29 protein-coding genes and 3 pseudogenes are annotated in these 25,232 nt (G+C 70.9%); 10 read left to right on the plus strand and 22 right to left on the minus strand.

Annotated elements, in window-relative coordinates; translation table 11 throughout:
• Positions 1-85 precede the first annotated feature (85 nt).
• Positions 86-847 (plus strand): TSUP family transporter, encoded by a 762-nt coding sequence (locus ACK4TT_RS15245; RefSeq protein ID WP_410213342.1) that lies wholly within the window; start codon positions 86-88, stop codon positions 845-847.
• 252 nt (positions 848-1,099) lie between these two features.
• Positions 1,100-1,720, plus strand: a complete 621-nt coding sequence (locus ACK4TT_RS15250; protein ID WP_409634530.1) for a GNAT family N-acetyltransferase — start codon at positions 1,100-1,102, stop codon at positions 1,718-1,720.
• 19 nt (positions 1,721-1,739) lie between these two features.
• On the opposite strand, the pseudogene tadA reads toward ACK4TT_RS15250, so the two are convergent.
• Positions 1,740-2,174: pseudogene (tadA, locus tag ACK4TT_RS15255) on the minus strand (tRNA adenosine(34) deaminase TadA); the annotation flags it as partial.
• Between the two features lie 12 nt (positions 2,175-2,186).
• Here tadA and ACK4TT_RS15260 point away from each other — a divergent pair.
• Entirely contained in the window at positions 2,187-3,362 is a 1,176-nt protein-coding gene (locus ACK4TT_RS15260; RefSeq protein ID WP_409634524.1) for a pseudouridine synthase, read from the plus strand.
• 2 nt (positions 3,363-3,364) lie between these two features.
• Complete coding sequence (gene rsmD, locus ACK4TT_RS15265; protein WP_409634521.1) at positions 3,365-3,934, plus strand: 16S rRNA (guanine(966)-N(2))-methyltransferase RsmD; 570 nt, start codon at positions 3,365-3,367, stop codon at positions 3,932-3,934.
• On the opposite strand, the gene mutL is transcribed toward rsmD, so the two are convergent.
• Positions 3,931-5,772: a DNA mismatch repair endonuclease MutL gene (gene mutL / locus ACK4TT_RS15270; RefSeq protein ID WP_409634518.1), complete on the minus strand. Its 1,842-nt coding sequence runs from the start codon at positions 5,770-5,772 to the stop codon at positions 3,931-3,933. The two genes, rsmD and mutL, sit on opposite strands and share 4 nt — an antisense overlap.
• A gap of 57 nt (positions 5,773-5,829) precedes the next feature.
• Between mutL and ACK4TT_RS15275 the strand changes: the two genes are divergently transcribed.
• Positions 5,830-6,780: a TraB/GumN family protein gene (locus ACK4TT_RS15275; RefSeq protein ID WP_409634515.1), complete on the plus strand. Its 951-nt coding sequence runs from the start codon at positions 5,830-5,832 to the stop codon at positions 6,778-6,780.
• 24 nt (positions 6,781-6,804) lie between these two features.
• Here ACK4TT_RS15275 and ACK4TT_RS15280 read toward each other — a convergent pair whose 3' ends face one another.
• From ACK4TT_RS15280 to ACK4TT_RS15345, 14 genes and pseudogenes are all read right to left on the minus strand, one after another.
• On the minus strand, positions 6,805-7,008 hold the full coding sequence (locus tag ACK4TT_RS15280; protein WP_409634512.1) for a DUF1737 domain-containing protein: 204 nt from the start codon (positions 7,006-7,008) through the stop codon (positions 6,805-6,807).
• Between the two features lie 5 nt (positions 7,009-7,013).
• On the minus strand, positions 7,014-7,568 hold the full coding sequence (locus tag ACK4TT_RS15285) for a DUF3035 domain-containing protein (protein ID WP_409634509.1): 555 nt from the start codon (positions 7,566-7,568) through the stop codon (positions 7,014-7,016).
• A gap of 79 nt (positions 7,569-7,647) precedes the next feature.
• Positions 7,648-8,124, minus strand: coding sequence for a signal peptidase II (gene lspA, locus ACK4TT_RS15290; RefSeq protein WP_409634507.1), 477 nt, complete (start codon positions 8,122-8,124; stop codon positions 7,648-7,650).
• Positions 8,121-11,045 carry an isoleucine--tRNA ligase gene (gene ileS / locus ACK4TT_RS15295; protein ID WP_409634504.1) on the minus strand — a complete coding sequence of 975 codons (2,925 nt, stop codon included), beginning with the start codon at positions 11,043-11,045 and terminating at the stop codon, positions 8,121-8,123. Before ileS ends, lspA begins: the two co-directional genes overlap by 4 nt.
• 176 nt (positions 11,046-11,221) lie before the next feature.
• Positions 11,222-12,169, minus strand: coding sequence for a bifunctional riboflavin kinase/FAD synthetase (locus ACK4TT_RS15300; RefSeq protein WP_409634501.1), 948 nt, complete (start codon positions 12,167-12,169; stop codon positions 11,222-11,224).
• Positions 12,166-12,588, minus strand: a complete 423-nt coding sequence (locus tag ACK4TT_RS15305) for a MaoC family dehydratase (protein WP_409634935.1) — start codon at positions 12,586-12,588, stop codon at positions 12,166-12,168. The genes ACK4TT_RS15300 and ACK4TT_RS15305 overlap by 4 nt, the downstream gene beginning before the upstream one ends.
• 31 nt (positions 12,589-12,619) lie before the next feature.
• The gene (locus ACK4TT_RS15310; protein WP_409634498.1) at positions 12,620-13,483 is read right to left on the minus strand and encodes a TIGR01459 family HAD-type hydrolase; all 864 of its coding nucleotides are present in this window, start codon (positions 13,481-13,483) and stop codon (positions 12,620-12,622) included.
• A 51-nt stretch (positions 13,484-13,534) separates the two neighbouring features.
• Entirely contained in the window at positions 13,535-14,785 is a 1,251-nt protein-coding gene (locus ACK4TT_RS15315; protein WP_409634495.1) for an EAL domain-containing protein, read from the minus strand.
• Positions 14,786-14,866: 81 nt separating this feature from the next.
• A complete protein-coding gene (locus ACK4TT_RS15320) occupies positions 14,867-15,052 on the minus strand; it encodes a hypothetical protein (protein ID WP_409634492.1) in 186 nt (61 codons plus the stop codon).
• A gap of 78 nt (positions 15,053-15,130) precedes the next feature.
• Positions 15,131-15,553, minus strand: a complete 423-nt coding sequence (locus ACK4TT_RS15325) for a VOC family protein (RefSeq protein WP_409634489.1) — start codon at positions 15,551-15,553, stop codon at positions 15,131-15,133.
• A 94-nt stretch (positions 15,554-15,647) separates the two neighbouring features.
• A complete protein-coding gene (locus ACK4TT_RS15330; protein WP_410213343.1) occupies positions 15,648-16,895 on the minus strand; it encodes an RNA polymerase sigma factor in 1,248 nt (415 codons plus the stop codon).
• 3 nt (positions 16,896-16,898) lie between these two features.
• Positions 16,899-17,294 carry a YciI family protein gene (locus ACK4TT_RS15335; protein WP_409634483.1) on the minus strand — a complete coding sequence of 132 codons (396 nt, stop codon included), beginning with the start codon at positions 17,292-17,294 and terminating at the stop codon, positions 16,899-16,901.
• A 74-nt stretch (positions 17,295-17,368) separates the two neighbouring features.
• Positions 17,369-18,247 (minus strand): 3-hydroxybutyryl-CoA dehydrogenase, encoded by an 879-nt coding sequence (locus ACK4TT_RS15340; RefSeq protein ID WP_410213344.1) that lies wholly within the window; start codon positions 18,245-18,247, stop codon positions 17,369-17,371.
• Positions 18,248-18,492: 245 nt separating this feature from the next.
• A pseudogene (locus tag ACK4TT_RS15345) lies at positions 18,493-18,606 on the minus strand (LysR family transcriptional regulator); the annotation flags it as partial.
• On the opposite strand from ACK4TT_RS15345, the pseudogene ACK4TT_RS15350 reads away from it, so the two are divergent.
• Positions 18,596-18,724 (plus strand): annotated as a pseudogene (locus ACK4TT_RS15350) (IS481 family transposase); the annotation flags it as partial. The pseudogenes ACK4TT_RS15345 and ACK4TT_RS15350 overlap by 11 nt on opposite strands.
• Before the next feature lie 72 nt (positions 18,725-18,796).
• Here the strand turns inward: ACK4TT_RS15350 and ACK4TT_RS15355 are convergent.
• Together ACK4TT_RS15355 and ACK4TT_RS15360 are read right to left on the minus strand one after the other, a co-directional pair.
• Entirely contained in the window at positions 18,797-19,741 is a 945-nt protein-coding gene (locus ACK4TT_RS15355; RefSeq protein WP_409634477.1) for an electron transfer flavoprotein subunit alpha/FixB family protein, read from the minus strand.
• A complete protein-coding gene (locus tag ACK4TT_RS15360) occupies positions 19,741-20,490 on the minus strand; it encodes an electron transfer flavoprotein subunit beta/FixA family protein (RefSeq protein WP_409634474.1) in 750 nt (249 codons plus the stop codon). Before ACK4TT_RS15360 ends, ACK4TT_RS15355 begins: the two co-directional genes overlap by 1 nt.
• Before the next feature lie 159 nt (positions 20,491-20,649).
• Here ACK4TT_RS15360 and ACK4TT_RS15365 point away from each other — a divergent pair, with 159 nt between their 5' ends.
• Positions 20,650-20,919 (plus strand): hypothetical protein, encoded by a 270-nt coding sequence (locus ACK4TT_RS15365; protein ID WP_409634472.1) that lies wholly within the window; start codon positions 20,650-20,652, stop codon positions 20,917-20,919.
• Positions 20,920-20,922: 3 nt separating this feature from the next.
• Here ACK4TT_RS15365 and ACK4TT_RS15370 read toward each other — a convergent pair whose 3' ends face one another.
• Both ACK4TT_RS15370 and ACK4TT_RS15375 read right to left on the minus strand, forming a co-directional pair.
• The gene (locus ACK4TT_RS15370; RefSeq protein WP_409634470.1) at positions 20,923-21,498 is read right to left on the minus strand and encodes a cob(I)yrinic acid a,c-diamide adenosyltransferase; all 576 of its coding nucleotides are present in this window, start codon (positions 21,496-21,498) and stop codon (positions 20,923-20,925) included.
• Positions 21,499-21,503: 5 nt separating this feature from the next.
• Entirely contained in the window at positions 21,504-21,701 is a 198-nt protein-coding gene (locus tag ACK4TT_RS15375) for a twin transmembrane helix small protein (protein ID WP_409634468.1), read from the minus strand.
• A gap of 324 nt (positions 21,702-22,025) precedes the next feature.
• Between ACK4TT_RS15375 and ACK4TT_RS15380 the strand changes: the two genes are divergently transcribed.
• From ACK4TT_RS15380 to ACK4TT_RS15390, 3 genes are read left to right on the plus strand one after another with little or no spacing between them, the layout of a single operon-like run.
• Positions 22,026-22,676, plus strand: a complete 651-nt coding sequence (locus tag ACK4TT_RS15380) for a TetR/AcrR family transcriptional regulator (protein ID WP_409634465.1) — start codon at positions 22,026-22,028, stop codon at positions 22,674-22,676.
• A 20-nt stretch (positions 22,677-22,696) separates the two neighbouring features.
• Positions 22,697-23,332, plus strand: coding sequence for a TetR family transcriptional regulator (locus ACK4TT_RS15385; protein WP_409634462.1), 636 nt, complete (start codon positions 22,697-22,699; stop codon positions 23,330-23,332).
• 51 nt (positions 23,333-23,383) lie between these two features.
• Positions 23,384-24,013: a glutathione S-transferase family protein gene (locus tag ACK4TT_RS15390; RefSeq protein WP_410213345.1), complete on the plus strand. Its 630-nt coding sequence runs from the start codon at positions 23,384-23,386 to the stop codon at positions 24,011-24,013.
• On the opposite strand, the gene ACK4TT_RS15395 is transcribed toward ACK4TT_RS15390, so the two are convergent.
• A complete protein-coding gene (locus ACK4TT_RS15395) occupies positions 24,010-24,804 on the minus strand; it encodes an alpha/beta fold hydrolase (RefSeq protein WP_409634456.1) in 795 nt (264 codons plus the stop codon). The two genes, ACK4TT_RS15390 and ACK4TT_RS15395, sit on opposite strands and share 4 nt — an antisense overlap.
• A gap of 57 nt (positions 24,805-24,861) precedes the next feature.
• A partial coding sequence (locus ACK4TT_RS15400; protein ID WP_410213346.1) for a M15 family metallopeptidase occupies positions 24,862-25,232 on the minus strand: 371 nt, incomplete at its 5' end.

Genomic DNA, 25,232 nt, shown 5'->3' on the forward strand with positions numbered 1-25,232 from the left:
CTCCGCGCACGGTGCGCTGGAGGCCCGTCGTCCGGAGGAGCCTGTGCCTCCTCCGCGAGGCGGGCTCCTCTTCCGGAGAAAGTCCATGACCATCCTCATCGGCGGCTTCGTCGCCGCCATGGCCTTCGTCACCGCCACGCTGTCGGGCGTGTTCGGCATGGCGGGCGGCCTCGTCCTGATGGGGGCGCTGGCCCTCGTGCTGCCCGTCCAGGCCGCCTTCGTCACCCATGGGGCGCTGCAGCTCGTCGCCAACGGCTGGCGGGCCATCCTTCACCATAGGCGCGTCCGCTGGGACATCGTCGGCTGGTACGCCCTGGCCTCGCTGGTCGCGGCCCTGGCGGTTTCGCTGCTCGCCTTCACCCCCTCCAGGCCCGTCCTCTTCCTGCTGCTGGGCCTCGTGCCCTTCCTGACCTGGCTGCCGCAGCGGTGGATCAATCTCGACGCCGCCCATCCGCCCCAGGCCTTCGTCTCGGGCCTCACGGTCACCGGCCTCAACCTGACCGCTGGCGTGGCCGGGCCCCTGCTCGACATCTTCTTCGTGCGCACGGAGCTCACCCGACACGCCATCGTGGCCACCAAGGCGGCGACCCAGGTCTTCGCCCACCTGGCCAAGATCGTGGTCTACGGCGCGCCGCTGCTGGCGGCGGGCGGGCGGGCGGGCGCGGGAGGCTTGCCGCCCTGGCCGGTCTTTGCCCTGGCCATCCCGCTCTCCATGGCCGGCACCTTCGCGGGCGGCCTGATCCTGGACCGGATGAGCGATGTGAACTTCAAGCGCTGGACCCGCTGGATCGTGACCGGGATCGGGGTCCTCTACCTCGTCCAGGCCGCCCAGCTCTTCGCCCGTTGAGATCAAAAAAAGAGCCGGGCCCGAGGGCCCGGCTGGGGAAGTTCATAGGGAGGAAACGCCCAGGATGGGCACGCCTTCAGGTATGTCGGGCCGGCGGCCTTGCAAGCCTGCGGCCCGGAAATTTTTGAGCGTCTGAGCGAAAAAAATCCCGAGCCCGATTCCAGCCGGGAAAGTGGCCCGATCGGTGCGTTGAAAGTGGACCTGTCGGGCAGTCCACCCGCCCGCTAAAGGTCCGCTCCGAAGGAGGCCGCCATGTCCCAAGCCGCGCCGGCGCCGTTCCCGCCCGCCATGCAGCTCCAGCCGAAGGTGCTGGAGAACCGCTTCGTGCGCCTTGAGCCGATGGACGAGGCGCACCGAGAGGGCCTGCGCGCGGCCTGCAACGCCGACCAGCGGATCTGGGCCGAGCTCTATCCCTACTCCTGGGCGAACGAGCACTTCGACCCGACCTGGGCCAGGCTCCGCGCCGACCAGGCGGACGGGAACACCGTCCCCTACGCCGTCATCGCGGACCGGGAGGTCGTGGGCGTCACCACGTTCTACCTGATCGACCGGCCCAACGCCGTGCTGGAGGTGGGCGGCACCTACTACCGGCCCGACCGGCGGGGCGGCGCGGTCAATCCCGCCGCCAAGCGCTTGATGATGGGCGAGGCCTTCGGCAGCGGCGCGCGGCGGGTGGTTTATCGCGTGGACGCGCTGAACGCCCGCAGCCGGGCGGCGGTGACCAAGCTGGGCGCCGTGCAGGAAGGGATCCTGCGCCAGGACCGCGTCACCTGGACCGGCCGCATCCGCGACACGGTGATCTTCTCGATCCTCGCCGACGAGTGGCCCGCGGTCCGCGACCGCCTGGACGCGAGGTTGGCGGCGTTCGACTGAGGGCGACCTGGGCTCCCGTCTTCCGCCGGGCGCGGAAGAAGGCCTTGAGCATCGCCGAGCTCTCCCCGGCCAGGACGCCGCCCTCGACCTCGGGGCGCCAGTGGCAGGTGGGCTGGTCGAAGAACCGGGGGCCATGGACGACCGCGCCGCCCTTGGGGTCCTCGGCGCCGAACACGACGCGACCGATCCGCGCGTGGCTGATGGCGCCGGCGCACATGGCGCAGGGCTCCAGCGTGACGACGAGGGTCAGGCCGGTGAGCCGGTAGTTGCCGAGCTTCCAGGCGGCCGCCCGCAGCGCCACGATCTCGGCGTGGGCCGTGGGGTCATGGGCCGAGATGGGCTGGTTGGCGCCCACCGCGATCACCTCGCCGGTGGCCGGATCGACCACGACGGCGCCCACGGGCGTCTCGCCGGCCTCGGCGGCGTCTTGCGCGGCTTGCAGCGCGATGCGCATGGTGCGGCGATCATGGTCCACGATCCGCAACGAACCGGCCGGGCGTCCTCCGGTCAAGCCCGGCTCTCCGAAGACGACCCTTCAGGTGAAGACCCCACGGGCGGCGAACGCATCGCCAAGCTGCTCGCCCGCTCGGGCGTCGGCTCGCGCCGCGACGTGGAGCGGCTGATCGAGGAAGGCCGGGTGGCGATCAACGGCCAGGTGCTGACGACCCCGGCTGTGAAGGTCGAGGCGGGCGACATCATCACCGTCGACGGCGCGGTGGTGGGCGAGCCTGAGCCTGTGCGCGTGTTCCGCTACCACAAGCCCGTGGGGCTGGTGACGACCCACAAGGACCCTCAGGGCCGCCCGACGGTGTTCGAGGCCCTGCCGCGGGAGCTGCCGCGGCTGATCTCGGTGGGCCGCCTGGATCTCAACTCCGAGGGCCTGCTGCTCTTGACCAACGACGGCGGGCTGGCGCGCGCCCTTGAACTCCCGGCCACCGGGATCGTGCGCCGTTACCGCGCCCGGGCGCACGGGCGGATCACCCAGGAGCGGCTGGACAGGCTGAAGGACGGCATCACCGTCGAGGGCGTCCGCTACGGCTCCATCGACGCCCGGCTCGACAAGGCCAAGGACGGCCCGCAGGGGGCGAACCTCTGGCTCACCGTCACCCTGCACGAGGGCAAGAACCGCGAGGTCCGCCGCGTGCTGGAGGCCGTGGGCCTGAAGGTCAACCGGCTGATCCGCCTGTCGTACGGACCGTTCGCGCTCGGGACCCTGGGCGTCGGCGAGGTCGAGGAGGTGGGCCCCCGCGTGATCCGCGAGCAGCTCTCCGACTTCATCCTCCCGGAGAACCTGCCCAAGGGCGACCGGCCGCAGTACCGTTCCCCCGCCGCCAAGTCCCGCCGGGCGCGGCAGGAGGCGGCCGCCACCGAGCTCGTCCCGCCCCCGCCCGAGCCCAAGGCCAGGAAGGCCTACAAGGCCGGCTGGGCCAAGCCCAAGCCCAAGCCGGGCCACGCCAAAGGTCCCTCCAAGGCCAAGCTGAAGGCCAAGATCGAGGGCAAGACGCTGAACGCGCCGAGGACGCCCACCGGGCCGAAACCCGCGGCTCGCGCCAGGCCCGCCGCACCCGCGCGTCCAGGCCCGGCGCGCCCCGGACCTCGGCGTCCCGGCCCCAAGCGCCCAGGACAGGGCCGTCGAGGCTGACCATGCGCATCGTTTCCGGCGACTTCCGCGGCAAGGCCCTGGTCACGCCGCCCGGTCAGGGCACGCGCCCTACCTCGGACCGCGCCCGCCAGGCCATCTTCAACATCCTGGAGCACGCCCCGTGGTCCGACGGCGTGCGGGACGCGCGCGTCATCGACCTGTTCGCGGGCTCCGGCGCCCTGGGCTTCGAGGCCCTGTCGCGCGGCGCGGCCTTCTGCCTGTTCGTCGAGACGGACGAAGCCGCCCGGGGCGCGATCCGCGAGAACGTCGATGGGATGGGCCTCTTCGGCCGCACCCGCGTGCACCGGCGCGATGCGACCCAGTTGGGCGTGCGCCCCGGCGCCGACGGCCCCGCGTTCAACCTGGCCTTCCTCGACCCGCCGTACGGCAAGGGCCTGGCCGAGATCGTGCTGGCGAAGCTGGCGGAGGGCGGCTGGCTGGCGCCCGGCGCGCTCGTCGTGGTGGAGCGCGGCGTGGCCGAACCGCCGCTGCAGGTCCCCGGCTACGAACTCCTGGACGCCCGCGAGTACGGCGCGGCCAAGGTCTGGTTCCTGAGGCGCGCGGGAGCTTAGCGCCGGCCGAAGAGACGCTCGATGTCGGCCAGCTTCAGTTCGACATAGGTGGGGCGGCCATGGTTGCACTGGCCGGAGTGGGGCGTGGCCTCCATCTGGCGCAGCAGGGCGTTCATCTCGGGCGCGGTGAGCCGCCGGCCGGCCCGGACCGAGCCGTGGCAGGCCATGGTCCCGCAGACCTCCTCCAGCCGTTCCTTCAGCGCCAGGGCCTGGCCGTTCTCGGTCAGGTCGTCGGCGATGTCGCGCACCAGGCCCACGACGTCGGTGTCGCCCAGCAGGGCGGGGACCTCGCGCACCAGGACCGCGCCGGGACCGAAGGGCTCCAGCACCAGGCCGAGCGCGGTCAGCTCCTCGGCGCGGGCGGCGACCCGCTCGGCCTCGGCGGGATCGAGCTCGACCACCTCGGGCAGCAGCAGGGCCTGGCGGGCGACGCCGCCCTCGGCCATCTCGGCCTTCATGCGCTCATAGACGAGGCGCTCGTGGGCGGCGTGCTGGTCGACGATGACCACGCCGTCCCGGGTCTGGGCGACGATGTAAGTCTCGTGCACCTGGGCCCGGGCCGCGCCCAGGGGGAAGTCCACCGGATCGAACACCGGGGCGGGAGAGGGCGCCTCGGACATGCCCGCCGGTTCATAGGCGTCCGGCTCGGCGCGGGCCGACAGTTCGGAAAGGCCCGGCAGCACCTGATCCGCCACGGCGGCGGGCGTCCAGCCGCCCTGGCGCCAGGCCGAGAAGCCGGCGGCGGAAGGTTGCGGCGGCGGGAAGCCCGCGGGCCGGAAGCCGCCGAGGGCGGCCTGGGAGACGGTGGTGGAGGCGCGGTGGCCGGCGGCGGCGAGCGCGTGGCGCAGGCCGCCGACGATCAGGCCGCGCACGAGGCCCGGATCGCGGAAGCGGACCTCGGCCTTGGCCGGATGGACGTTGACGTCCACCTGGTCGGGATCGAGCTCGACGTAGAGGGCGGCCACCGGATGGCGGTCGCGGGCCAGGAAGTCGGCGTAGGCGGCCCGGAGCGCGCCCTGCAGCAGCCGGTCGCGCACCGGACGGCCGTTGACGAACAGGAACTGGTGGGCGGCGTTGCCCCGGTTGAAGGTCGGCAGGCCCACGAAGCCCGACAGGCGCACGCCCTCGCGCGCGTGGTCGATGGGGAGCGCATTGTCCGAGAACTCCCGGCCCATGATGGCCGAGAGGCGGGCGAGGCGGCCCTCCGGCCCGGCCGCCTCGGCGGGCAGGCGCAGGGTGCGGCGTCCATCGAGGTCGAGGGCGAAGCCCACCGCCTCGTGGGCCATGGCCTGGCGCTTCAGCTCCTCGGTGATGGCCAGGGACTCGGCGCGCTCGGACTTCATGAACTTCAGGCGCGCCGGGGTGGCGTAGAAGAGGTCGCGGACCTCCACCCGGGCGCCGTGCGGGCCGGGGAAGGCCGACGGGCCCACCTGGCCCACCGCCCCAGCGTCCACGAAGATGGCGTTGGCCTCGGCCTGACCTTTCGCCCGGCTGGCGATGGAGAGCCGGGCCACCGAGCCGATCGAGGGCAGGGCCTCGCCCCGGAAGCCCAGGGTCAGGATTCGCAGGAGGTCGTAGTCGCCGTCGTCGCCGGGCGCGAGCTTGGAGGTGGCGTGGCGCTCCACGGCCAGCGGCAGCTCGTCGGCGGAGAGGCCGCAGCCGTCGTCGGCCACCAGGATGCGCGAGAGGCCCCCGCCGTCGGCCTGGACCTCGACCCGGGTCGATCCGGCGTCGAGCGCGTTCTCCACCAGCTCCTTCACGGCGCTCGCAGGCCGCTCCACCACCTCGCCGGCGGCGATGCGGTTGATGAGCTCGGGCGGCAGGCGGCGGATGGGCATGGCGGAATTTCGTCTCAGCCTTCCTAGATAGTACGATTCCGAGGAGCCTGACGCCCGATGCTGAATCGCCTCGCCTCTCTCTGCGCAGTCGTCCTGCTGGCCGCCACGCCCGCCCCGGCGCAGGTCCCGCTGGTTCCGGCCGACCCGGACGCCACCCTGGTCGAGGAGCTGGTGGTCACCGGCCGCCTGCCCGGGCCGGCGTGGTGGCGCGTCTCGGACGGGGACACGACCGTCTATGTCCTGGGCGTGCCCTCGCTGGCGCCCAAGCGCATGGAGTGGGACCGGGGCGTCTTCGAGCGGCGGCTGGAAGGCGCCAACGAAGTCATCCTGCCCTTCACCAACATCCGGGCGAAGAGCGTCGGCGTCGTGGGGGCCGGCTTCAACCTGCTGCGGCTGCGCTCGGGCGGGCCGTTCGAGAAGCACCTCGATCCCGCCACCCAGGCCCGGTTCGTCGCGGTGCGCGAGCGGCTGGGCCATTCGGCCAAACACTATCCCACGTCCAATCCCCTGGCCGCCGGGGTGCAGCTCGCCTCGGACTACCGGGAGTCCTCGAACCTGACGACCACCGACCCGGCCAAGCTGGTGGAGCTGCTGGCCCGCCGGGCGGGCGTGCCGGTGGTCGAGAAGACCTACGACATCGGCCCGCTGCTGGGGGCGATCATCCGGACCTCGCCGTCGGTCGGGCGGATCTGTTTCGACGAGGTGCTGAACCAGGCCGAGGCCGGGCCGGGCGTGACGCTCGCCGCCGCCCGGGCCTGGGCGCAGGGCGACGTGCACGGGGCGCTGGAGAACGAGCGGACCTACGAGCGCTGCCTGGCCATGGTCCCCGGCGGACGGGCCTTCGACGAGCGGACCAAGGCCGATACGGCCGGGGCCATCCAGAAGGCGCTGGCCAAGCCCGGCCACGCCATCGCCCTGGTGCCGCTCCGCCCCCTGCTCGCGCAGGGCGGCGTACTGGACCGGCTGCGCCAGCAGGGGTTCGAGGTGAAGACGCCCGGAGAGGTGTAGGGCCGAGAGGTGTAGGGGCGGGCCCTAAAGTTCGGAGAGCTTCAGGTCGGGGGAATAGTCCCCCTCGACCTCCTTCACGATCGCCTGGCCGCAGATCACCCGCTTGGCCTCCGCGTCATAGGTCAGGGTCGGGCCGCCGTGCAGCGACCAGCCCTGGTTCAGGGCCGCCGTCACGCGGTGGCAGAACGCGGAATCGTCCGGCCCGGTCAGGTAGCGGTAGAGCTTCACGGCGATCAGAGGCCCGGAAGCTTGATCCGGCTCTTGCCCTCGCGCTGGATGACGATCTGCTTGTTGCCGGTCAGCTTGGCCAGGCGCTCGGCCTCGGCCGCGGCGTCCACCGGGGCGGCGACGTTGTCCAGGCCGGGCTGGGCGGCCGCCTGGGGCTCGCCCTTCTTCCAGAACATCACCCGGTCGGCGAAGCTCTTTTCCTTGTGGGCCACGTCGCCGAACTCGTCGTCCACCACATAGCGGATCAGCGGATCGGCCTTCTCGGCGCCGGCCTTGGCCACCAGCAGCTTCTCGCCGTCGGAGCGCAGCTCGGCCTCGCGCTGGCCCAGCAGGGCGTTGCGCGCGGCGCTTTCGGGCTGCAGTTCCTGGGGACGCGGCTCGCCGGGCGCCGGCGGGCGCAGGGCGTAATCCGGCGGCACCACCAGCGGCGCCTTGGTCACCACGCGGAATTCGTCAGGGGTCACCTTGGACATGCCCAGCGCCTTCTGGGTCGACTGGCATCCCGCCAGGCCGACGGCGGCCAGAGCCGCGACGGCGACGATCACTCGGTTGACGCTCATGAACTCGTACAAGCTCCTTGGGCCGCCCCCGGCCTCGAAACAACGGCAATACCTCAATCGGAAAGCCCCGCCAACGCCGTCAGGCGGGGGTCTCTCGCCGCAGGCTGTCGAGCAGCAGCACGATCACCCCGATCGTGATGCCCGAGTCCGCGATGTTGAATATCCACGGAAAGAAGCCCAGCCGGGTGACGTCGATGAAGTCCACCACAGCGCCGAAGCGCGCGCGGTCGATGGCGTTGCCGATCGCGCCGCCGATGACCAGACCCAGGCCAACGGCCGGGAACAGGCGCTCGGTGCGCTGGGCCCAGACGCCCAGCAGGACCGCCACCAGCAGGGAGAAGACCACGAAGCCCCAGCGCACGAGGTCCGAATCGGCCTGGAAGAGGCCGAAGCTGACGCCGTTGTTCCAGATCCGCGTGATCTGGAGCGGGCCGAATACCTCGTGGGGGAGGCGCTCGGGGAGCGGCAGGACCCACGACTTGGAGAGCTGGTCGGCGACGACGATGAAGATGGCGAGGCCCAGGGCCGCCCATCCCTGACGGGTGACCGACCTCATGCGTCCACCTTGCCGTGGGCGGCGTCCCAGGCGGCCACGGCGTCGGCGTCGCGCAGCGACAGGTCCGGATAGCGCGGATCGGAGCCCACCTCCGGCAGGATGCGCCAGGACCTCGCGCACTTGCGGCCCTCGGCGCGCAGCGGCTCGACCGCCACGCCCGGGACCTCTGCCAGCCGGAAGGCGCCGGGCGGGCCTTCGCCCGCGACCAGCGTCGCCTGGCTGGTGCGGAACACCTCGGCCGGATCGAGGCCGTCGAAGGCCGCCAGCAGGTCGGCGTCGGCGATGTGGACTTTCGGGGCGGCCTCGAGCGCCGCGCCGAGGCGCTTCTCGCGCCGCTCGACCTCCAGCGCCCCGGTGACGACCGAGGTCGCCTCCTGCACCTTGGCCCAGCGCGCGGCCTCGGCGTCGTTGCGCCACTCGGCCGGTGTCTGCGGGATCACCCGCAGGCAGTTGGAGTGGGCGTCCGGGTACCGCGTGGTCCAGGCCTCCTCCATGGTGAAGGGGATGAGCGGGCTGAGCCACGCCGTCAGGCGCTCGAACACCGCGTCCATGACCGTGCGCGCGGCGCGGCGGCGGACGGCGTCGGGCCGGTCGCAGTAGAGGCTGTCGCGGCGGATGTCGAAGAACAGGGCCGACAGCTCGTCCTGGCAGAAGTCGAGCACCGGCCGGATGACGTCCTGGAACAGGTAGGCCTCGTAGGCGGCGCGGACCTGGCCGTCGAGCTCCCACAGCCGGTGCAGGATGAAGCGCTCCAGTGGCGGCATCTGGTCGAGCTCGACCGCCTCGTCCGGCGAGTAGTCGGCGAGCGCGCCCAGCAGGTAGCGTACGGTGTTGCGCAGCTTGCGGTAGGCGTCCGAGGTGGTCTGCAGGATGGTCTTGCCGATCCGGCAGTCGTCGGAATAGTCGATCATCGCGGTCCACAGGCGGATGATCTCGGCCCCGCTCTCGCCGATCACCCGCTCGGGATCGACGACGTTGCCCTTCGACTTGGACATCTTCTCGCCGGCCTCGTCCATGACGAAGCCGTGGGTGAGGATGGCGTTGTAGGGGGCGCGGCCCCGCGTGCCCGAGCTTTCCAGCAGGGACGACTGGAACCAGCCGCGGTGCTGGTCCGAGCCCTCAAGGTAGAGATCGGCGGGCCAGCGGGTGTGGGCGCGGCCTTCCAGGGTGAAGGCGTGGGTCGATCCGCTGTCGAACCAGACGTCGAGGATGTCCTCGACCTTCTCGTAGCGGTCGGGGTCGTGGCTGCCCAGGAAGTCGGCGGCGGGGCGGGTGAACCAGGCGTCGGCGCCCTCGGCCCGGATGGCGTCCACGATGCGGCGGTCGACCTCGGGGTCGTGCAGCGGCTGGCCCGTGTCCTTGTCGACGAACATCGCGAGCGGCGCGCCCCAGGCCCGCTGGCGGCTGATCAGCCAGTCCGGCCGGCTCTCGACCATCGAACGGATGCGGTTCTTGCCCTGGGCGGGATGGAAGGCGGTGGCCTCGATGGCCTCCAGCGCCGTCTCGCGCAGGGTGCGGCCGCCCAGCTCGGGGGTGTCCACCGGCTCGTCCATGCGGATGAACCACTGGGGGGTGTTGCGGAAGATCACCGGCGCCTTGGAGCGCCAGGAATGGGGATAGCTGTGCTCCAGCCGGCCGCGGGCCAGCAGGCGGCCGGCCTCGATCAGCTTCTCCATGACCGCGCCGTTGGCCGGGCCGAACTTGCCGGCCTTCTTGCCCTCGGTCTCCAGCACCTTCAGCCCGCCGAACAGGGCCACGTGCGGATAGTAGGCGCCATCGGGGTCGACCGTGTCGGGAATCTCGCGATGGCCGTGGGCCAGCCAGACCGCGTAGTCGTCCGCGCCGTGGCCCGGCGCGGTGTGCACGAAGCCCGTGCCCGCGTCGTCGGTGACGTGGTCGCCGGCCAGCAGCGGGACCTGGAAGCTGTAGTGGGTGTCGAGCGCCGCCAGCGGGTGCTCGCAGACCATGCCCTGACAGTCGACGGCCTCGACCTTGCGGAACTTCGCCACCTTGGCGGCGGCCATCACGTCGGCGGCGAGCTTGTCGGCGACGATCAGCCGGTCGCCCGGCTTGGCCCAGGGCTCGAACTCCAGGCCCCCCTCCATCGCCTCGACCTGATAGACCGAGTAGGCGATGTCCGGATTGTAGCTGACCGCCCGGTTGGCCGGGATGGTCCAGGGCGTGGTCGTCCAGATGACCACGCTCGCGCCGCGGGCGGCGTCGCTGCCCTCGGCCACCGGGAACTTCACCCAGATCGTGGGGCTGACGTGGTCGTGGTACTCGACCTCCGCGTCGGCCAGCGCGGTGCGCTCCACGGGGCTCCACATCACCGGCTTGGAGCCGCGATAGAGCTGGCCGGAGGCCGCGAACTTGTGGAACTCGGCCACGATGGCGGCCTCGCTCCCATAGTCCATGGTCGCGTAGCGGTTCTCCCAGTCGCCGATCACGCCCAGGCGCTTGAAGCCCTCGCGCTGCACGTCGATCCAGTGGGCGGCGTACTCGCGGCAGCGCGTGCGGAACTCGGCCTTGGAGACCTCGTCCTTGCGGCGGCCCTGGGCGCGAAGCTCCTCCTCGATCTTCCACTCGATCGGCAGGCCGTGGCAGTCCCAGCCGGGGACGAAGTCGACGTCGTAGCCCAAGAGGAAGCGCGAGCGGACCACGAAGTCCTTCAGGGTCTTCTGCAGAGCGTGGCCGATGTGGATCGCGCCGTTCGCATAGGGCGGCCCGTCGTGCAGCACGAACAGCGGCGCGCCAGCGCGCTGACGCTCGGCCCGCATGGCGTGGTAGAGGTCGATCTCGGCCCACCGGGCCAGGATCTGCGGCTCCTTCTGCGGCAGGCCCGCGCGCATGGGGAACGGGGTCTCGGGAAGGAAGACGGTCTCGCGATAGTCGCGGGCAGGCTTCTCGGCGTCGTCGGCCATGGGACTTTCCAACAGGGTCCGGAGGGGTTCGAGGTGCGGGTGAAACCCGGCGCGCGCTGGAACGGGCTCGTCCGGCGGCGTCACGCCGGGCGGGTAATTCGCAGGCTCGTCCGAACCGAAGTCATGGGCGCAAGCGTCTAACAGAGAGCGCGCGCGAACCCAAGCGCGGCGTCTCCTCAGAACTCCGGCATCAGGAGGTCGCGGGCGGCCTTGGCGTCGGCCATGACCTGCTTGGTCATGACCTCCAGGCTCGGGAACTTCTCCTCGGGCCGCAGGAAGGCGATCAGGTCGGTCTCGATCACCTGGTCGTAGAGGTCCTCATCGAAGTCGAAGAGCCAGACTTCCAGCAGCGGCCGGGTGATCCCGTCCACCGTCGGGTTGACGCCGATGTTGGCCACGCCCGGGATCTCGCGGCCGTCGGGCAGGCGGGTGCGGGTGGCGTAGACGCCGAAGCGCGGCGTCACATAGTCGGCCAGGTCGACGTTGGCGGTGGGGAAGCCCAGCTTGCGGCCGAGCTGGCGGCCCCTCTGCACCGGCCCCTCGATGGCGAACGGGCGGCCCAGGATCTCGGCGGCCAGGTCGGGGCGGCCGTCCCTCAGGGCGTCGCGCACGTCGGTGGACGAGAACTTGCGGCCTTCGCCGTCGCCGACCGGCTCGGCCACCGAGACGCCGAAGCCCATCTCCTCGCCGTAGGCGCGCATGGTGGCGGGGCTGCCGGTGCGGCCCTTGCCGAAGGAGTTGTCGAAGCCGACGGCCACGTGTCGGGCGCCCAGGCCCTCGTGCAGCACCTCGCGGGCGAACTCGCGGTCGGTCATCTCGGCGAGCTCGGGGCCGAGCGGCAGGACGTAGAGGATGTCGACGCCCAGGGCCTCCAGGGCGCGGGCCTGCTGGTCGGTCTTCATCAGCCGGAAGGCCGGTTCTTCGGGGCGGAAATAGACGCGCGGGTGGGGATCGAAGGTGATGACGCCCAGCGGCGCGTTCAGCCGGCCGGCGGCCTGGGCGGCGAGCGCGATGACCTTCTGGTGCCCGCGGTGAACCCCGTCGAAGCTGCCCATGGCGACCGCCGCGCCGCGGTCCTCGGCGGGCAGGGTCTTCCAGCCGCGGATGACCCGGATGCGCTTCATGCGGGCTTGCGAGGGGCGATGACCAGGGCTTCGCCGTCCACCACGGCTCGGCCGTCGACCTCGCACACCGTATCGAGGGTCACGTGGCCGCGGCGCTCGTCCAGGGCCTTCACCGTCACCCGGGCGGTGACCACATCGCCGATATGCACCGGCCGGCGGAAGCGCAGCGACTGCGACAGGTAGATGGCGCCCGGACCGGGAAGCTTCGTGCCCAGGACCGCCGAGATGTAGGCGCCCGACAGCATGCCGTGGGCGATGCGTTCGCCGAACGCCGTGCCCTTGGCGTAGGCCTCGTCCAGGTGCACCGGGTTCTCGTCGCCCGACACGGCGGCGAAGGCCTCGATGTCGGCGGCGCCCACGGTGCGGGTCATCTCGGCGCTCTGGCCCACGCTGAGTTCGTCGAAGAAGAAACCCTTCATCCCGTCGTCATCCCCTGCGGTCACGGACGTCTTACCAGACCAGGTCGGCCAAGGCCCAGGTCGCCGTCAGGCCCTCGACGTCCAGCAGGCGCCGCGCGACCGACATGTCGAGCCGGCCGTCGCGAACCGTCTCCTGGCCGTGGATGCCGTTGGCGACGAAGAGGACGTCCAGGGCCTGGGCGTTGGCGCCGCGGATATCGGTGCCCAGGCCGTCGCCGATGCAGAGCACCCGCGAGCGGTCCACCGGCCGCTCCAGGCGCTCGGCCGCCCGAGTGAGCGCCAGGTCGTAGATCGCCTTGTGCGGCTTGCCGGCCATGGCCACCTTGCCATCCAGCGCCTCGTAGAGCTGGGCCAGCGCCCCGCCGCAGTAGATCAGCTTGTCGCCCCGCTGGACCACGATGTCGGGGTTGGCGCAGATCATCTCGACGCCACGGGCCGCGGCGGCCTGGAAGCGTTCGCGGTAGTCCTCGGGGGTCTCCACCTCGTCGTCGAAGGGGCCGGTGCAGGCGATGTAGCGCGCCTGGTCGAGGTCGACGAAATCCAGATCGAGCCCCTCGTAGAGCGGCCAGTCGCGGTCGGGACCCAGCTTCCAGAACGGTCCCGGCGCCCGCTCGGCCAGCAGGGTGCGGGTGGCGTCGCCGGACGTCACCACCTCGGAGAACGCCTCGGGCCCCACGCCCAGGCCGGCGAGCTGCTCGATCACCGGGCCGTTCGGCCGGGGCGCATTGGAGATCAGCACGACGGGGCCATGCTCGGCCTTGAACCGGGCCAGCGCCCGGCAGGCCTCGGGGAAGCTTTCACGGCCGTTGTGGATCACGCCCCACACGTCGCAGAGCAGGACGTCGTAGAGGCCGGCGATCGCGCCGAGCCCGTCGGCCAAGGTCGGGGAGGTCATGGGGCGGCGGTATCGGCCCCCTGCGCCCGCGTCAATCGCCGAAGCGGGTCCCTAGGCCGCGCGGCTGCGCAGCACGCTCAGGCGGGTGACGTTCGGCGGGGCGCCGGCCTCGGCCAGGACCGCGTCCTTGATGGCCCGGGGTTCGCCGAACAGGTGGCCCTGGCCGTAGGCGAGGTCGAGGTCGAGGATGTCGACCACCTGGCGTTCGCTCTCGACCTTCTCGGCGATCAGCTCGATGCCGTAGCGGCGGGTCAGCGCGGCGAAATCCTCGGCGGCGAGGTCGGGCAAGGAGCGCAGCACGAGGCGGCCCTCGACCTCGGTCAGCTCGTCCAGCAGGCCCTGGGCGCCGATCTTGACGAACTTCACGTCCGCGCGGGCGAGGTCCTGGAGGTCGAAGTCCAGGTCGACCACCTTGTCGAGGCTGAAGCGGAAGCCGAGATCGGCCAGCTTGCCCATGTTGCGGGCCTCGACCGAGCCGCGGGCGTCGAAGGCCGCCTGGCCGATCTCGAAGATCAGGGCGCCGGCGAGGTCGCGGTTGGCGGCCAGCAACTCCAGGAACTGCGGGAAGAAACTCTCGTCGGCGAGGCTGGCCATCGAGACGTTGCAGAAGATGCCGATCTTGCGATCCTGCTTGGCCAGCCGGCGGACGATCTGCACGCAGCGGAACAGCAGCAGGTTGTCGATGGCCGTCATCAGGCCGGCGGGCTCGGCCACCGACAGGTATTCGGCCGGCATGATCACCCGGCCCGTGGCGTCGCGCAGGCGCGAGAAGCTTTCGTAGAAGACCGTCTTGCGCTGGGGCAGGGCGACGACGGGCTGGAGGTAGAGGTCCACCCGGTTCTCGGCCAGCGCCTCGCGGACCGTCTCGAAGAGGCCCGTGGCCCGGTGGCGGGCGGCGACGCCTTCCCGGGCCGGCGCCGGGGCCTCGGCGTGCTCCTCCAGCCGCTGCTGCATGCGCTGGACGAGGCGTTCCAGCAAATGGACCTCGTCCGACAGCTCCTCGGAGCGGTGGACGTCGCCCTCGACGATCTCGGCCACCTGGATGAGGCGGGCGTCCAGGCGCTCGACCTGGTCCAGCAGGATCTTGTGGGCTTCGCGGACGGCGTCGATTTCGCCGCGGATGGCGCCGGCTTCGAGCGCCCGGGCGATCAGGCCGTGGAAGGCGAAGCAGAGGCCGAGCCCGCCCACCAGGGCCGCGACGCCGGCGCCCCAACCGCCCCCGTTCCGCCACAGCGTGAGCGCGACGATCAGGGAGAGGCAGAGGTAGGTCGCGCAGAGGAGTGCTAGCGTGAGCCGCCGCATGGGTCCGCCATCCGAATCAACCTTGAGTATCCGACGAGGAATCCCAGGAAGTCGAATGGTTTGACGCGGCGCTGCGGCGCGCTACCGCCGCAGGGGAAAGACTTCCCTCAGCGCCGCGTCCCGCAACCAGAGGCCGCCCCAGGCGAATACGGCCAGGTAGGGTCCGAACAGCATGTGGCTGAACAGCGGATTGCCGGCGACCATGTGCACCGCGCAGGCGCCGCCGAACAGCGCCGTACGGCGCAGCCGGGGACGCTTGGGTGACAATGGTCATGTCTGTGTTCCGGATGTTCGGAAAGGGGAGGGCCCGCGGCCGGGGGAGGGCGGCCGCGGGCTTGGGGCGCGTCAGCGATCCGGCTGGTCCATGGACCACGACACGCCGAACGGGTCGCGGACCTCGGCGTAGAAGTCGCCCCAGAACATCTTCTGCACCGGCTGGACGACCTCGCAGCCGGCGTCCACGGCGCGCTTGAACCAGAATTGGATGTCGTCGACCGGCAGCATGAGCGAGAAGGCGGCCGCCTTCACCGGGCTGAAGCCGTGCTCGGGATAGAAGTCGCTCAGCATCACCGAGGAGCCGTTGACGTAGAGGTGGACGTGCAGGCTCCGCCCCTTCTCGTCAGGGGGGACCTGGGCGGCGACGGTCGCGCCGAAAGCCTTCTGGTAGAACTCGGCCGCCCGGAGGGCGCCTTCGATATTCAGGTAGGCCACCACGCCGCCCTTGGTCTCGACGGGGGCTGGAACCTGGGCCTCAAGGGTCTCTGACATGGGGCGTCTCCTTTGCTGTCCCCTCTTCGAGGACGAACAAGACCACGCCGCGCCGACAATGGACCGCAGGAATCGATGATCAGGAGCCGGCCGATTAGGGCCGGGCCGGAGCGCGCTCCTGGATGAGCCGGTCCAGGTGCTGGCGGATATGGGCGGCCTCGGCGGGGGTGTTGGCGAGCGCGATGGCCCGGTCGAAGGCGATCCGGGCCTCGGCGTCGCGGCCGAGCTCCAGCAGCAGCGCGCCCTTCAGGCCGAAGAAATGGAAGTAGCCCGAGAGCCGGTCCGCCAGCGGCTCGATCATGGCCAGCGCGGCCTGCGGGCCCTCGACCTTGCTCACCGCCACGGCCCGGTTGAGGGTGACGACCGGCGAAGGCTGGAGCCGTTCGAGGGTGGCGTAGAGCCGCTCGATCTGGGCCCAGTCGGTGTCCTCGGGCGCGGCCGCGCGCGCGTGCAGGGCGGCGATGGCCGCCTGCACCTGGTAGGGGCCGGGGCGGCGGTGGCGCATGGCCTTGTCGATCAGGGCCAGGCCTTCGACGATCTGGTTCCGGTCCCAGAGCGCCCGGTCCTGGTCGTCCAGCAGGATGATCGAGCCGTCTTCGTCGAAGCGGGCCCGGTTGCGGGCGTGCTGCAGGAGCATGAGCGCCAGCAGGCCCATGATCTCGGGCTCGGTCTGGTAGAGGCGCAGCAGCAGCCGGGTGAGGCGGATCGCCTCCTCGGCCAGGGGCGCGCGGGGCCCGCCCGCCGAATAGCCCTCGTTGAAGACGAGGTAGAGCATGGCCGCCACGGCCGCGAGGCGCTCGGCCCGCTCGACCGGCCCGGGGGTCTCGAACGGCACGTCGGCCTGGGCGATGCGGCCCTTGGCCCGGGTGATCCGCTGCTCCATCGCCGCCTCGCTGACCAGGAAGGCGCGGGCGATCTGCTTCACCGACAGGCCCGAGACGATGCGCAGCGCGAGCGCCACCTGCTGGGTGGCCGGCAGCTCGGGGTGGCAGCAGATGAACAGCAGGCGCAGGACGTCGTCGCGGTAGTCGGCGCCGTCCACCCGCTCCACGGCGGCCGTCTCGGCGTCGTCGAGGTCGGAGAGGACCTCCTCGGGCGGCAGCTCGGTCTGGCGGGCGCGCTTGCGCACGCCGTCCAGGGCGGCGTTGCGCCCGACCATGATCAGCCAGGCGGCCGGGTCCCGCGGCGGGCCGTTCGCGGGCCAGTTCTTGAGGGCGCGCAGGCAGGCGTCCTGGAACGCCTCCTCGGCCGTGTCCAGGTCCCGGAAATAGCGCAGCAGGGCGCCGACCGCCTGGGGGCGGGCCGCCGCGATGGCGCCGTTGATCCAGGCCAGGTCGTGCATGGCTCAGGCGCCGGCCTCGGCCGCTTCGCGGGAGGGCTCAAAGGCGCCGGGCAGGAACAGGCGGATCGGGCGGATCTCGTAGGCCCCGCCGGGATTGGCCTCGCCAAGGTCCCTGGCGATGGCCAGCGCCTCGTCCAGGTCGGCGCAGTCAATGACGTAGAAGCCGAGGAGCTGCTCCTTGGTCTCGGCGAAGGGGCCGTCGATGACCAGGGGCGGATCGCTCTTGCGCAGGGTGGTGGCCGCGGTGGTGGGGACGAGCCGCAGAGACGGTCCCATCTTGCCCGCCTCGCGCAGGCGGTCGTGGACCACGTTCAGGCGCGCCATCACGGCGTCGTCCTCCTCCTGGCTCCAGGAGAAGACCACGTCCTCGTCGTTGTAGCAGAGCAGGGCGTACAGCATGGCAATGACCTCGTCCGATCCCTAGGACGGACGAGCATGCCGCAAGCCGACGCCGGCTTGCAGACAATTTCGGATCAGCGCGTGGGGACGGGGTGTTCGCCGCGGTAGTCGTAGAAGCCGCGGCCCGTCTTGCGGCCCAGCCAGCCGGCCTCGACGTACTTCACCAGCAGCGGACAGGGCCGGTACTTGGAGTCGGCCAGGCCCTCGTACAGCACGTTCATGATCGACAGGACGGTGTCCAGGCCGATGAAGTCGCCGAGCTCCAGCGGCCCCATCGGGTGGTTGGCGCCCAGCCGCATGGCCGTGTCGATGGCGTCGACCGTGCCCACGCCCTCGTAGAGGGTGTAGATCGCCTCGTTGATCATCGGCACCAGAATCCGGTTGACGATGAAGGCGGGGAAGTCCTCGGCGTTGGAGGTGGTCTTGCCCAGCGACTTGGCGAAGTTGACCGCCGTCTCGTAGGTGTCCGGACCGGTGGCGATGCCGCGGATGATCTCCACCAGCTTCATCAGCGGCACCGGGTTCATGAAGTGCAGGCCGATGAACCGCTCGGGACGGTCCGTGGCCGACGCCAGCCGGGTGATCGAGATCGACGAGGTGTTGGAGGCCAGGATGGTGTCCTTGGCCAGGTGCGGCGACAGCGCCTTGAAGATGGACTTCTTGACGTCCTCGTTCTCGGTCGCCGCCTCGATGGCGAGATCCGCGGCGCCGATGGCCTGGAGCTCCGGCGCGGCCTTGATGCGCCCGAGCCCCGCCTCCATGGCGTCCTGGGTGATGAGCCCGCGCGTCACCTGGCGGGTCATGTTCTTCTCGATGAGGGCGATGCCCTGCTGGATACGCTCGGCGCTGACGTCGTGGAGCAGGACGTCATAACCGCCGAGAGCGCAGACATGCGCGATGCCTGAGCCCATCTGGCCGGCGCCGATGACGCCGACCGACCTGATCTGAACCATTCAGCCTAAGCCTCGAAACCGGCGCGCCCTTGGCGCACCCGATGTGTGACAACGTTCTAACACGCGTTCAACGCAGTGCGACAAGGGATTTGCTGCGCCGCAACACCGCCGCGCGAGCGTCAGGCGAGTTCCGCAACTTCCGCGTTTGCCGCGTCCTTCGCCGCAGCCATCAGCCAGTCGCGCAGGGCGTGTATCCGGCGGAGCTTTCGACGGTCCGCGCGCCACACCGCCCAGAAGCCCAGCTCGAAGAGGCGGGCGCCGAGTTCGGCCTCCAGGCGGCGGATCTGCTGGCTGACGGCCCCGTGGGTCACCGAGAGCTCCTCGGCCGCGCGGCCGTAGCTCCGGCGCCGGGCCGCCGCCCTGCCGACCTGGCTCCACCGCTACAACTGGCATCGTCCGCACGGCGGAACAGGATCACAGACACCCATCAGCCGACCCGGGCTGGATCAGGACAACCTGTTGAGGTTCCACATCTAGGCGGCAAAGGAAAGGGGCGGCCCCTGGCGGAGCCGCCCCTTGAATGGTCGCCCGGCGTGACCCGCTAGGCGGTCATTTGCCGATCTTGGAAAGCTCGTCCATGACCTCGGGGACGGCGGTCTTGTAGTCGGCCACCAGGCCATAGTCGGCGACCTGGAAGATCGGCGCGTCGGGATCCTTGTTGATCGCCACGATCACCTTGGAGTCCTTCATGCCGGCCAGGTGCTGGATGGCGCCCGAGATGCCGATGGCGACATAGAGCTCGGGGGCCACGACCTTGCCGGTCTGGCCGACCTGGTAGTCGTTCGGCGCGTAGCCGGCGTCCACCGCGGCGCGGCTGGCGCCCACGGCGGCGCCCAGCTTGTCGGCCAGGGGCTCGATGACCCGCTGGAATTCCTCGGCGGAGCCCATGGCGCGGCCGCCGGAGACGACGATCTTGGCGCCCGAGAGCTCGGGACGGGCCGACTTCACGATCTCCTGGCCGACGAACTTCACCTTGGCCGGAGCGGCCGGGGCGGCGATCGTCTCGACCTTGGCCGAACCGCCCTCGCCGGCGGCCTTGAAGACCGTCGGGCGGACCGTGATCACCTTCTTGGCGTCCGACGACTGGACGGTCTCCAGCGCGTTGCCGGCGTAGATCGGGCGCACGAACGTGTTGGCGTCCACCACCTCGACGATGTCCGAAATCTGGGCCACGTCCAGCTTGGCGGCGATGCGCGGGCTGATGTTCTTGCCCTGCGAGGTCGCGGGCGTGAGCACCGCGTCGTAGTTCGCCATGAGAGGAACCACCAGGGCCTCGAAGGCCTCGGCCAGGCCTTGGCCCAGTTCGGCGCCCTCGGCGGCCAGCACCTTGCGGACGCCGGCGATCTTGGCGGCCTCGGCCGCGATGGCCGCGGTGTTCGTCCCCGCCACCAGGACGTCGACGTCGCCCGACAGCTTCTGGGCGGCGGTGACGGTCTTGTGGGTGGCGTCCTTCAGCGAGGCGTTGTCGTGATCGGCGATGACGAGAACGGCCATTAGAGCACCCCCGCTTCGTTCTTCAGCTTCGAGACCAGGTCGGCGGCCGTTTCGACCTTGATGCCGCCGGCGCGCTTCGGCGGCTCGGTGACCTTCACGACCTTCAGGCGCGAGCCCGTGTCGACGCCGAGGGAGCCGAGCTCCTTCACGTCGAGCGGCTTCTTCTTCGCCTTCATGATGTTGGGCAGGCTGGCGTAGCGCGGCTCGTTGAGGCGCAGGTCCGCCGTGACCACGGCGGGCAGGGTGGCTTCGATGGTCTGCAGGCCGCCGTCGACCTCACGGGTCACCTTGGCCTTGCCGCCGCCCACCTCGAGGGCGCTGGCGAAGGTCGCCTGCGGCCAGTCGAGGAGGGCCGCCAGCATCTGGCCGGTGGCGTTGTTGTCGCCGTCGATGGCCTGCTTGCCCATCACGACCAGCTCGGGGTTCTCCTCGGCGACGATGGCCTTCAGCACCTTGGCCACGGCGAGCGGCTCCAGGTCCTGGTCCGTCTGGACGAGAATGGCGCGGTCGGCGCCCATGGCCAGCGCCGTGCGCAGGGTTTCCTGCGCCTGGGTCGGGCCCACGGACACGGCCACCACCTCGGTGGCGACGCCCTTTTCCTTCAGGCGGACGGCCTCTTCCACGGCAATCTCGCAGAAGGGGTTCATCGACATCTTCACGTTCGCGAGGTCGACGCCCGTCTGGTCGGCTTTAACCCGAGCCTTGACGTTATAGTCGATCACCCGCTTGACCGGGACCAACACCTTCATGGGTCGCTAGCGCCTCAAATTTGCATTGCGAAAAAATGGGACGGGAGGGGGCAATAAAGGTTCCGGCGCGCATTGCAAGGCCGCCGGCCTTCGCAGGCGCCGCAATTTGAAGCGCGTGTGACGCTAGCCAGACACCGCGCAAATTCCTAGAAGGCGGCCATGAACCCGACCATCGAGCGTCTGAAGCTGATCTTCCTGGCGGTGTTCGCCGTCCTGGTGGTCGGCGTCATCGTGTGGACCGTCGGCTGGGCCCTGCCGCAGAAGAAGTGCGAGTCCCAAAGGAAGTGGTGGGACCCCGGCCAGCGGGTCTGCGCCCAGCCGGTGCTGATCTCGGACATCACCGGCCGCACCATTCAGGACAAGCAGGCCGAGGCCGAGGCCCGCGCCGCCATCGGCCGCCCTGCGGCTCCCGCGCCCAAGCAGCCCTGAGGCTCAGCGCGTCGCGCCCGACTTCCAGAAGACTTCCGAGCGGCCTTCGTCGTTGGCGAAGCGCGCGACGACGAACAGCAGGTCCGACAGCCGGTTGAGATAGCGCAGGGCCGGCGCGCTCACCGGCTCGCCCGCGTCGACAAGCCGCACCGTGGCGCGTTCCGCCCGACGGCAAACCGTGCGCGCCAGGTGCAGGGCCGCCGCGGCCGGCGTCCCGGCCGGCAGCACGAAGGATTGCAGGGGCGGCAGCCGGTCGTTGAAGGCGTCGATCTCGCCTTCCAGCCGTTCGACCTGGCCGTCCGAGACGCGCAGGACCGCGCCCTCCGCCTCGTCCGCCCTGGGCGGCGTCGAGAGGTCCGCGCCGAGGTCGAACAACTCGTTCTGGATGCGGGCCAGCAGGGCGTCGAGGGCCGCGTCGGCGGCCGTGTGGACGCGGGCCAGGCCCAGGCAGGCGTTGGTCTCGTCGACCGCGCCATAGGCCTCCACCCGCAGATCGGCCTTGCTGACGGGCTCGCCGGTGGCCAGCCGGGTCGTTCCCTGGTCGCCGGCCCGGGTGTAGATGCGGTTGAGGGTGACCACGCGCCTTAAGCCTGGCTGCGCCACCAGACGGCGGCCACCAGGATCACGATGGCCAGCGCCTGCATGACGACCCGCAGGCGCATCAGCTTGTTGGAATAGGACCGGCCGAAGTCGCCGCCGCGGAAGAGGGCGTAGATGCCGATGGCCAGCACGACGGCCACGGCGGTCAGGGCGGCGGGAACGAGGAAGTCGAACGGATCCATGCCCGTAATTTAGGCTTCCCCGCGGCCTGCGGCCACAGCAAAGACCGCCTGGCGGCTTTCGGCTTGACTTGGGCGGTGTCGATCATGTTCAACGACCCGCGATCCAGCCTGAACGCAGATTCGGGGCTCAGCCCGAACGCCGACGTTTCCCTCGGATTCCCCGTTGCGACGCTTGGCCGCAAAGGGTTGCGCCGCGAGCCGCGACACGTCAGATGCGGCTTCCGGTAACAGGTTATTTGAACGCGTTCACCCAATGTCCCCGATCCGCCGGGGACGCCATCGACAGAAGGACCGCCGGCTCCCCCCGGCGTGCACGCAAGACCGATGAAGCACATCTCCCCCAACCAGGTCTCCGTCGAGGCCTCGGTTCGCGCCCCCACCCGCCGGGCGCTCGCCAAGCAGCAGACCCGCGCCAAGGTCCTGGCCGCCGCGCGCCGCCTCTTCTCGGAAGAGGGCTATGAGGGCGCCACGATCCGCGACATCGCGGCCGCCGCCGGCATGTCCACGGGCGCCGTCTTCGCCAACTTCACCGACAAGTCCGACCTGTTCCGCGAGATCATGACGGCTGACTGCGAGGCCCTGGGAGAGGCCATGCGCGAGGCCGCCGCCAAGGGCCGGGGCGTCGAGGACGTCCTCCTGAAAATCTTCATGGCCGGCTACGGCTTCTACAAGTCCAGGCTGCCGCTGGCCCGGGCGGCGTTCAGCGTATCGTGGACGCCGGATGGCGGCCCCTCCCTGCGCGGGCTCGCGCCGGTGCAGGCCATGCAGGAGCTGTTCACCGAGCAATTGAACCTGGCCGTCGAGCGGGGCGAACTCAGCCAGGAGGCCGAGGTGAAGCTGCGCAGCCAGATGCTGTTCGAGGCCTACCTCTCCAACTACGCCCAGGCGATCTTCGACGGCTGGAGCCTCGAGGCGCTGCAGGCCAGGGCGCGGGACCAGATCCGCATCCTGCTGGCCGGCGCGCGCCGCGGCTAGCCAGGTCTTCCGGGGGGAGGATGAAGGCCGAGGTCGATCTGGAGGCGCTGAAGACGCCCGCCCGGCGGTCGCAGAAGGAGGCGACCCGCCAGCGGGTGATCGCCGCCGCGCGCGAACTGTTCGACACTCACGGCTACCAGGGCGCGACGATCCGGGACATCGCCCGGCACGCCGGGGTGGCCGTGGGCAGCGTCTTCACGACCTTCGCCTCGAAGGGAGAGATCCTCTCCGAGGTGATGCAGAGCCGGCTCGACGGCCTCTACGCCGAGCTCGACCGGGTGATGCCGCACGTCCGCGGCCCTCCGGCCGACCGGCTGCGGACCATGTTCGCCATCCACTTCAATTTCGAGGCGCCGCACGTGCGGCTCTTCCTGTCGCACATCGCCGCCGCCTACGACTGGACCCTGCCGGCGGCCGCAAGGCCCTATGGGCGGACGCCGAGGCTTCAGGCAATGATCCGCGAATGCCTCGCCAAGGGCGTGGCCGAGGGCGACATCCGCGCCGACGCCGATCCCCAGGAGATCGTCGACCTGCTGATGGCGGCCTACGCCTGGACCTACCGGCTGGTGGTCACGGAGGGCGCCGACACGGCCCGCCTGATCGCGGTCATGGACCGGCAGATCGGCCTGATCGCCGAGGGCTTCGCACCCCGCTAGCTGCGGCGCTCCACCTGGGCCATGGTACGAGGGCCGCCGGAAGGAGAAGCCATGATCATCGTCCACCACCTCAACGATTCACGCTCGCAGCGCATCCTCTGGCTGCTCGAAGAACTGGCGCTGCCCTACGAGATCAGGCGCTACCAGCGCGATCCGGTGACCCGGCTGGCGCCGCCGGAACTGACGGCCGTCCATCCCCTGGGCAAGTCGCCGGTGATCACCGACGAGGGGCGCACGGTCCACGAGTCCGGGGCCATCATCGACTATGTGATCCGCCGGCATGGGGCGGGACGCCTCGCTCCGGCGATGGGGAGCGACGCCTACGAGACCTATAACCAGTGGATGCACTACGCCGAGGGCTCGGCCATGCTGCCCCTGATGCTGCAGCTCTACGTGGCCCGGCTGGGCGAAGGCGGCGCGCCGCTGCAGCCCCGCATCGACAGCGAACTCTCCAACCACCTGGGCTACATCGACCGGGCGCTGGCCGGGCGGGACTGGATCATGGGCGAGGCGCTGAGCGGCGCCGACATCCAGCTCAGCTTCGTGGGCGAGATCGCCGGCGTCTTCGGACGCCTCGACGGCTTCCCGAACCTCAAGGCCTGGGTCGAGCGCTTCCAGGCGCGGAGCGCCTACCGCGCGGCGCTGGACAAGGGCGGCGCCTATAGCTTCCTGCGCAACTAGAAGCGTCCCTCGAACGGATCGTCCAGCAGGCCGTCCAGGAAGTCGAACACGGCGGCCTTGGTCAGGGCGTGCGGAATGGCCGAGAAGTGGTCGCAGCCGGCCACGGTCACGGCCCGTCCGTTCGGGAAGGCCCGCGCCAGCTCGTCGGGATCTCCGGCGGTGTCGTCGCGCTGGCCCGCCACCACCAGCACCGGCATGGAAAGCTCCGCCAGGGCCTCGCGGTCGACGGGCGGGTTCTCTGCCCGGCTGAAGGCGGCGAGCGCGGCCCGGTCCTCGCCCTGCTCGTCGGCGAAATGGCGGAAGCTGCGGAGCAAGGGGTGTTCGACGGTCTCGGGATCGTCGGCCAGCATGGCCTGGGCGAGCGCCTCCGCCTGTCCCGGCTCGCGAGGCTCGAAGAAGCGCCCACCGACCCCGCCGAGGACGAGGTTCGAGAACCGCTCCGGCGCCTGGAGGGCGGCCTGGACGGCGGTGCGCGTCCCCATGGAGTAGCCGATGAGATCGCAACGCCCGACGCCCAGGTGGTCCAGCAGCGCCAGCACGTCGGCGGCGAGCCTGTCGCGCGTGTAGGCGGCGGGATCGTGGGGCTTGCCGCTTTCGCCATGGCCCCGCTGGTCGAGGGTGATCACCCGGGCGCCGCGCCGTTCGAGCGCGGCGCACCAGCCGGTGCGGCGCCAGCCCTCCTTCCGGTTCGAGGCGTACCCGTGCAGCAGGACCACGGTATGGGCCGGCGGGCCCGGCGGGGCGATGTCGTCATAGGCGAGGGTCACGCCGTTCACGGTCAAGCTGGCCATGGAGCAGGACCCTAGTGGCGCCACCTGGGCGCGTGCAACACAAGTTATGCGATGGTTTCAGGGCGGTTCGCCCGTCCACTCCCAATGCCAGGGCTCGAAGGGATAGTTCACGAATCCGAACCGCCCGGCGTTGGCCAGCAGCCAGCGGTAGGTCGCCGTCCGCGTCATGTGGAGCCGGTTGGGATCGGCGCTGGAGTCCGGCCGGTAGCCGGGCGCCTGGCCCACGTAGAGGTCGAGGGCCAGTCCCGTCCGGTGCGGCGAGCAGGTCGCGCGGACGATCCCGTCGCAATTGCCTTCCGCCTGGCAGCGCGCGGCGTCGGCGCTGGGCGAGCGGTAGCCCGAGAAGATGGTCAGGTTGCGCGGGTCGGCGGCGATCTCGGGCGCCTCGGCGCGGGCGGCGGCGACCATGCGGCGGTAGGCGTGCAGGG

Source organism: Phenylobacterium sp., assembly GCF_046463815.1.
Lineage (GTDB): Bacteria > Pseudomonadota > Alphaproteobacteria > Caulobacterales > Caulobacteraceae > Phenylobacterium.

Coding starts and splice junctions, on each gene's coding strand:
- ACK4TT_RS15245 (WP_410213342.1), top strand. CDS start 86: ATGACCATCCTCATCGGCGGCTTCGTCGCCGCCATGGCCTTCGTCACC.
- ACK4TT_RS15250 (WP_409634530.1), top strand. CDS start 1,100: ATGTCCCAAGCCGCGCCGGCGCCGTTCCCGCCCGCCATGCAGCTCCAG.
- ACK4TT_RS15260 (WP_409634524.1), top strand. CDS start 2,187: ATGGTCCACGATCCGCAACGAACCGGCCGGGCGTCCTCCGGTCAAGCC.
- rsmD (WP_409634521.1), top strand. CDS start 3,365: ATGCGCATCGTTTCCGGCGACTTCCGCGGCAAGGCCCTGGTCACGCCG.
- mutL (WP_409634518.1), bottom strand. CDS start 5,772: ATGCCCATCCGCCGCCTGCCGCCCGAGCTCATCAACCGCATCGCCGCC.
- ACK4TT_RS15275 (WP_409634515.1), top strand. CDS start 5,830: ATGCTGAATCGCCTCGCCTCTCTCTGCGCAGTCGTCCTGCTGGCCGCC.
- ACK4TT_RS15285 (WP_409634509.1), bottom strand. CDS start 7,568: ATGAGCGTCAACCGAGTGATCGTCGCCGTCGCGGCTCTGGCCGCCGTC.
- lspA (WP_409634507.1), bottom strand. CDS start 8,124: ATGAGGTCGGTCACCCGTCAGGGATGGGCGGCCCTGGGCCTCGCCATC.
- ileS (WP_409634504.1), bottom strand. CDS start 11,045: ATGGCCGACGACGCCGAGAAGCCTGCCCGCGACTATCGCGAGACCGTC.
- ACK4TT_RS15300 (WP_409634501.1), bottom strand. CDS start 12,169: ATGAAGCGCATCCGGGTCATCCGCGGCTGGAAGACCCTGCCCGCCGAG.
- ACK4TT_RS15305 (WP_409634935.1), bottom strand. CDS start 12,588: ATGAAGGGTTTCTTCTTCGACGAACTCAGCGTGGGCCAGAGCGCCGAG.
- ACK4TT_RS15310 (WP_409634498.1), bottom strand. CDS start 13,483: ATGACCTCCCCGACCTTGGCCGACGGGCTCGGCGCGATCGCCGGCCTC.
- ACK4TT_RS15315 (WP_409634495.1), bottom strand. CDS start 14,785: ATGCGGCGGCTCACGCTAGCACTCCTCTGCGCGACCTACCTCTGCCTC.
- ACK4TT_RS15325 (WP_409634489.1), bottom strand. CDS start 15,553: ATGTCAGAGACCCTTGAGGCCCAGGTTCCAGCCCCCGTCGAGACCAAG.
- ACK4TT_RS15330 (WP_410213343.1), bottom strand. CDS start 16,895: ATGCACGACCTGGCCTGGATCAACGGCGCCATCGCGGCGGCCCGCCCC.
- ACK4TT_RS15335 (WP_409634483.1), bottom strand. CDS start 17,294: ATGCTGTACGCCCTGCTCTGCTACAACGACGAGGACGTGGTCTTCTCC.
- ACK4TT_RS15340 (WP_410213344.1), bottom strand. CDS start 18,247: ATGGTTCAGATCAGGTCGGTCGGCGTCATCGGCGCCGGCCAGATGGGC.
- ACK4TT_RS15355 (WP_409634477.1), bottom strand. CDS start 19,741: ATGGCCGTTCTCGTCATCGCCGATCACGACAACGCCTCGCTGAAGGAC.
- ACK4TT_RS15360 (WP_409634474.1), bottom strand. CDS start 20,490: ATGAAGGTGTTGGTCCCGGTCAAGCGGGTGATCGACTATAACGTCAAG.
- ACK4TT_RS15365 (WP_409634472.1), top strand. CDS start 20,650: ATGAACCCGACCATCGAGCGTCTGAAGCTGATCTTCCTGGCGGTGTTC.
- ACK4TT_RS15375 (WP_409634468.1), bottom strand. CDS start 21,701: ATGGATCCGTTCGACTTCCTCGTTCCCGCCGCCCTGACCGCCGTGGCC.
- ACK4TT_RS15380 (WP_409634465.1), top strand. CDS start 22,026: ATGAAGCACATCTCCCCCAACCAGGTCTCCGTCGAGGCCTCGGTTCGC.
- ACK4TT_RS15385 (WP_409634462.1), top strand. CDS start 22,697: ATGAAGGCCGAGGTCGATCTGGAGGCGCTGAAGACGCCCGCCCGGCGG.
- ACK4TT_RS15390 (WP_410213345.1), top strand. CDS start 23,384: ATGATCATCGTCCACCACCTCAACGATTCACGCTCGCAGCGCATCCTC.
- ACK4TT_RS15395 (WP_409634456.1), bottom strand. CDS start 24,804: ATGGCCAGCTTGACCGTGAACGGCGTGACCCTCGCCTATGACGACATC.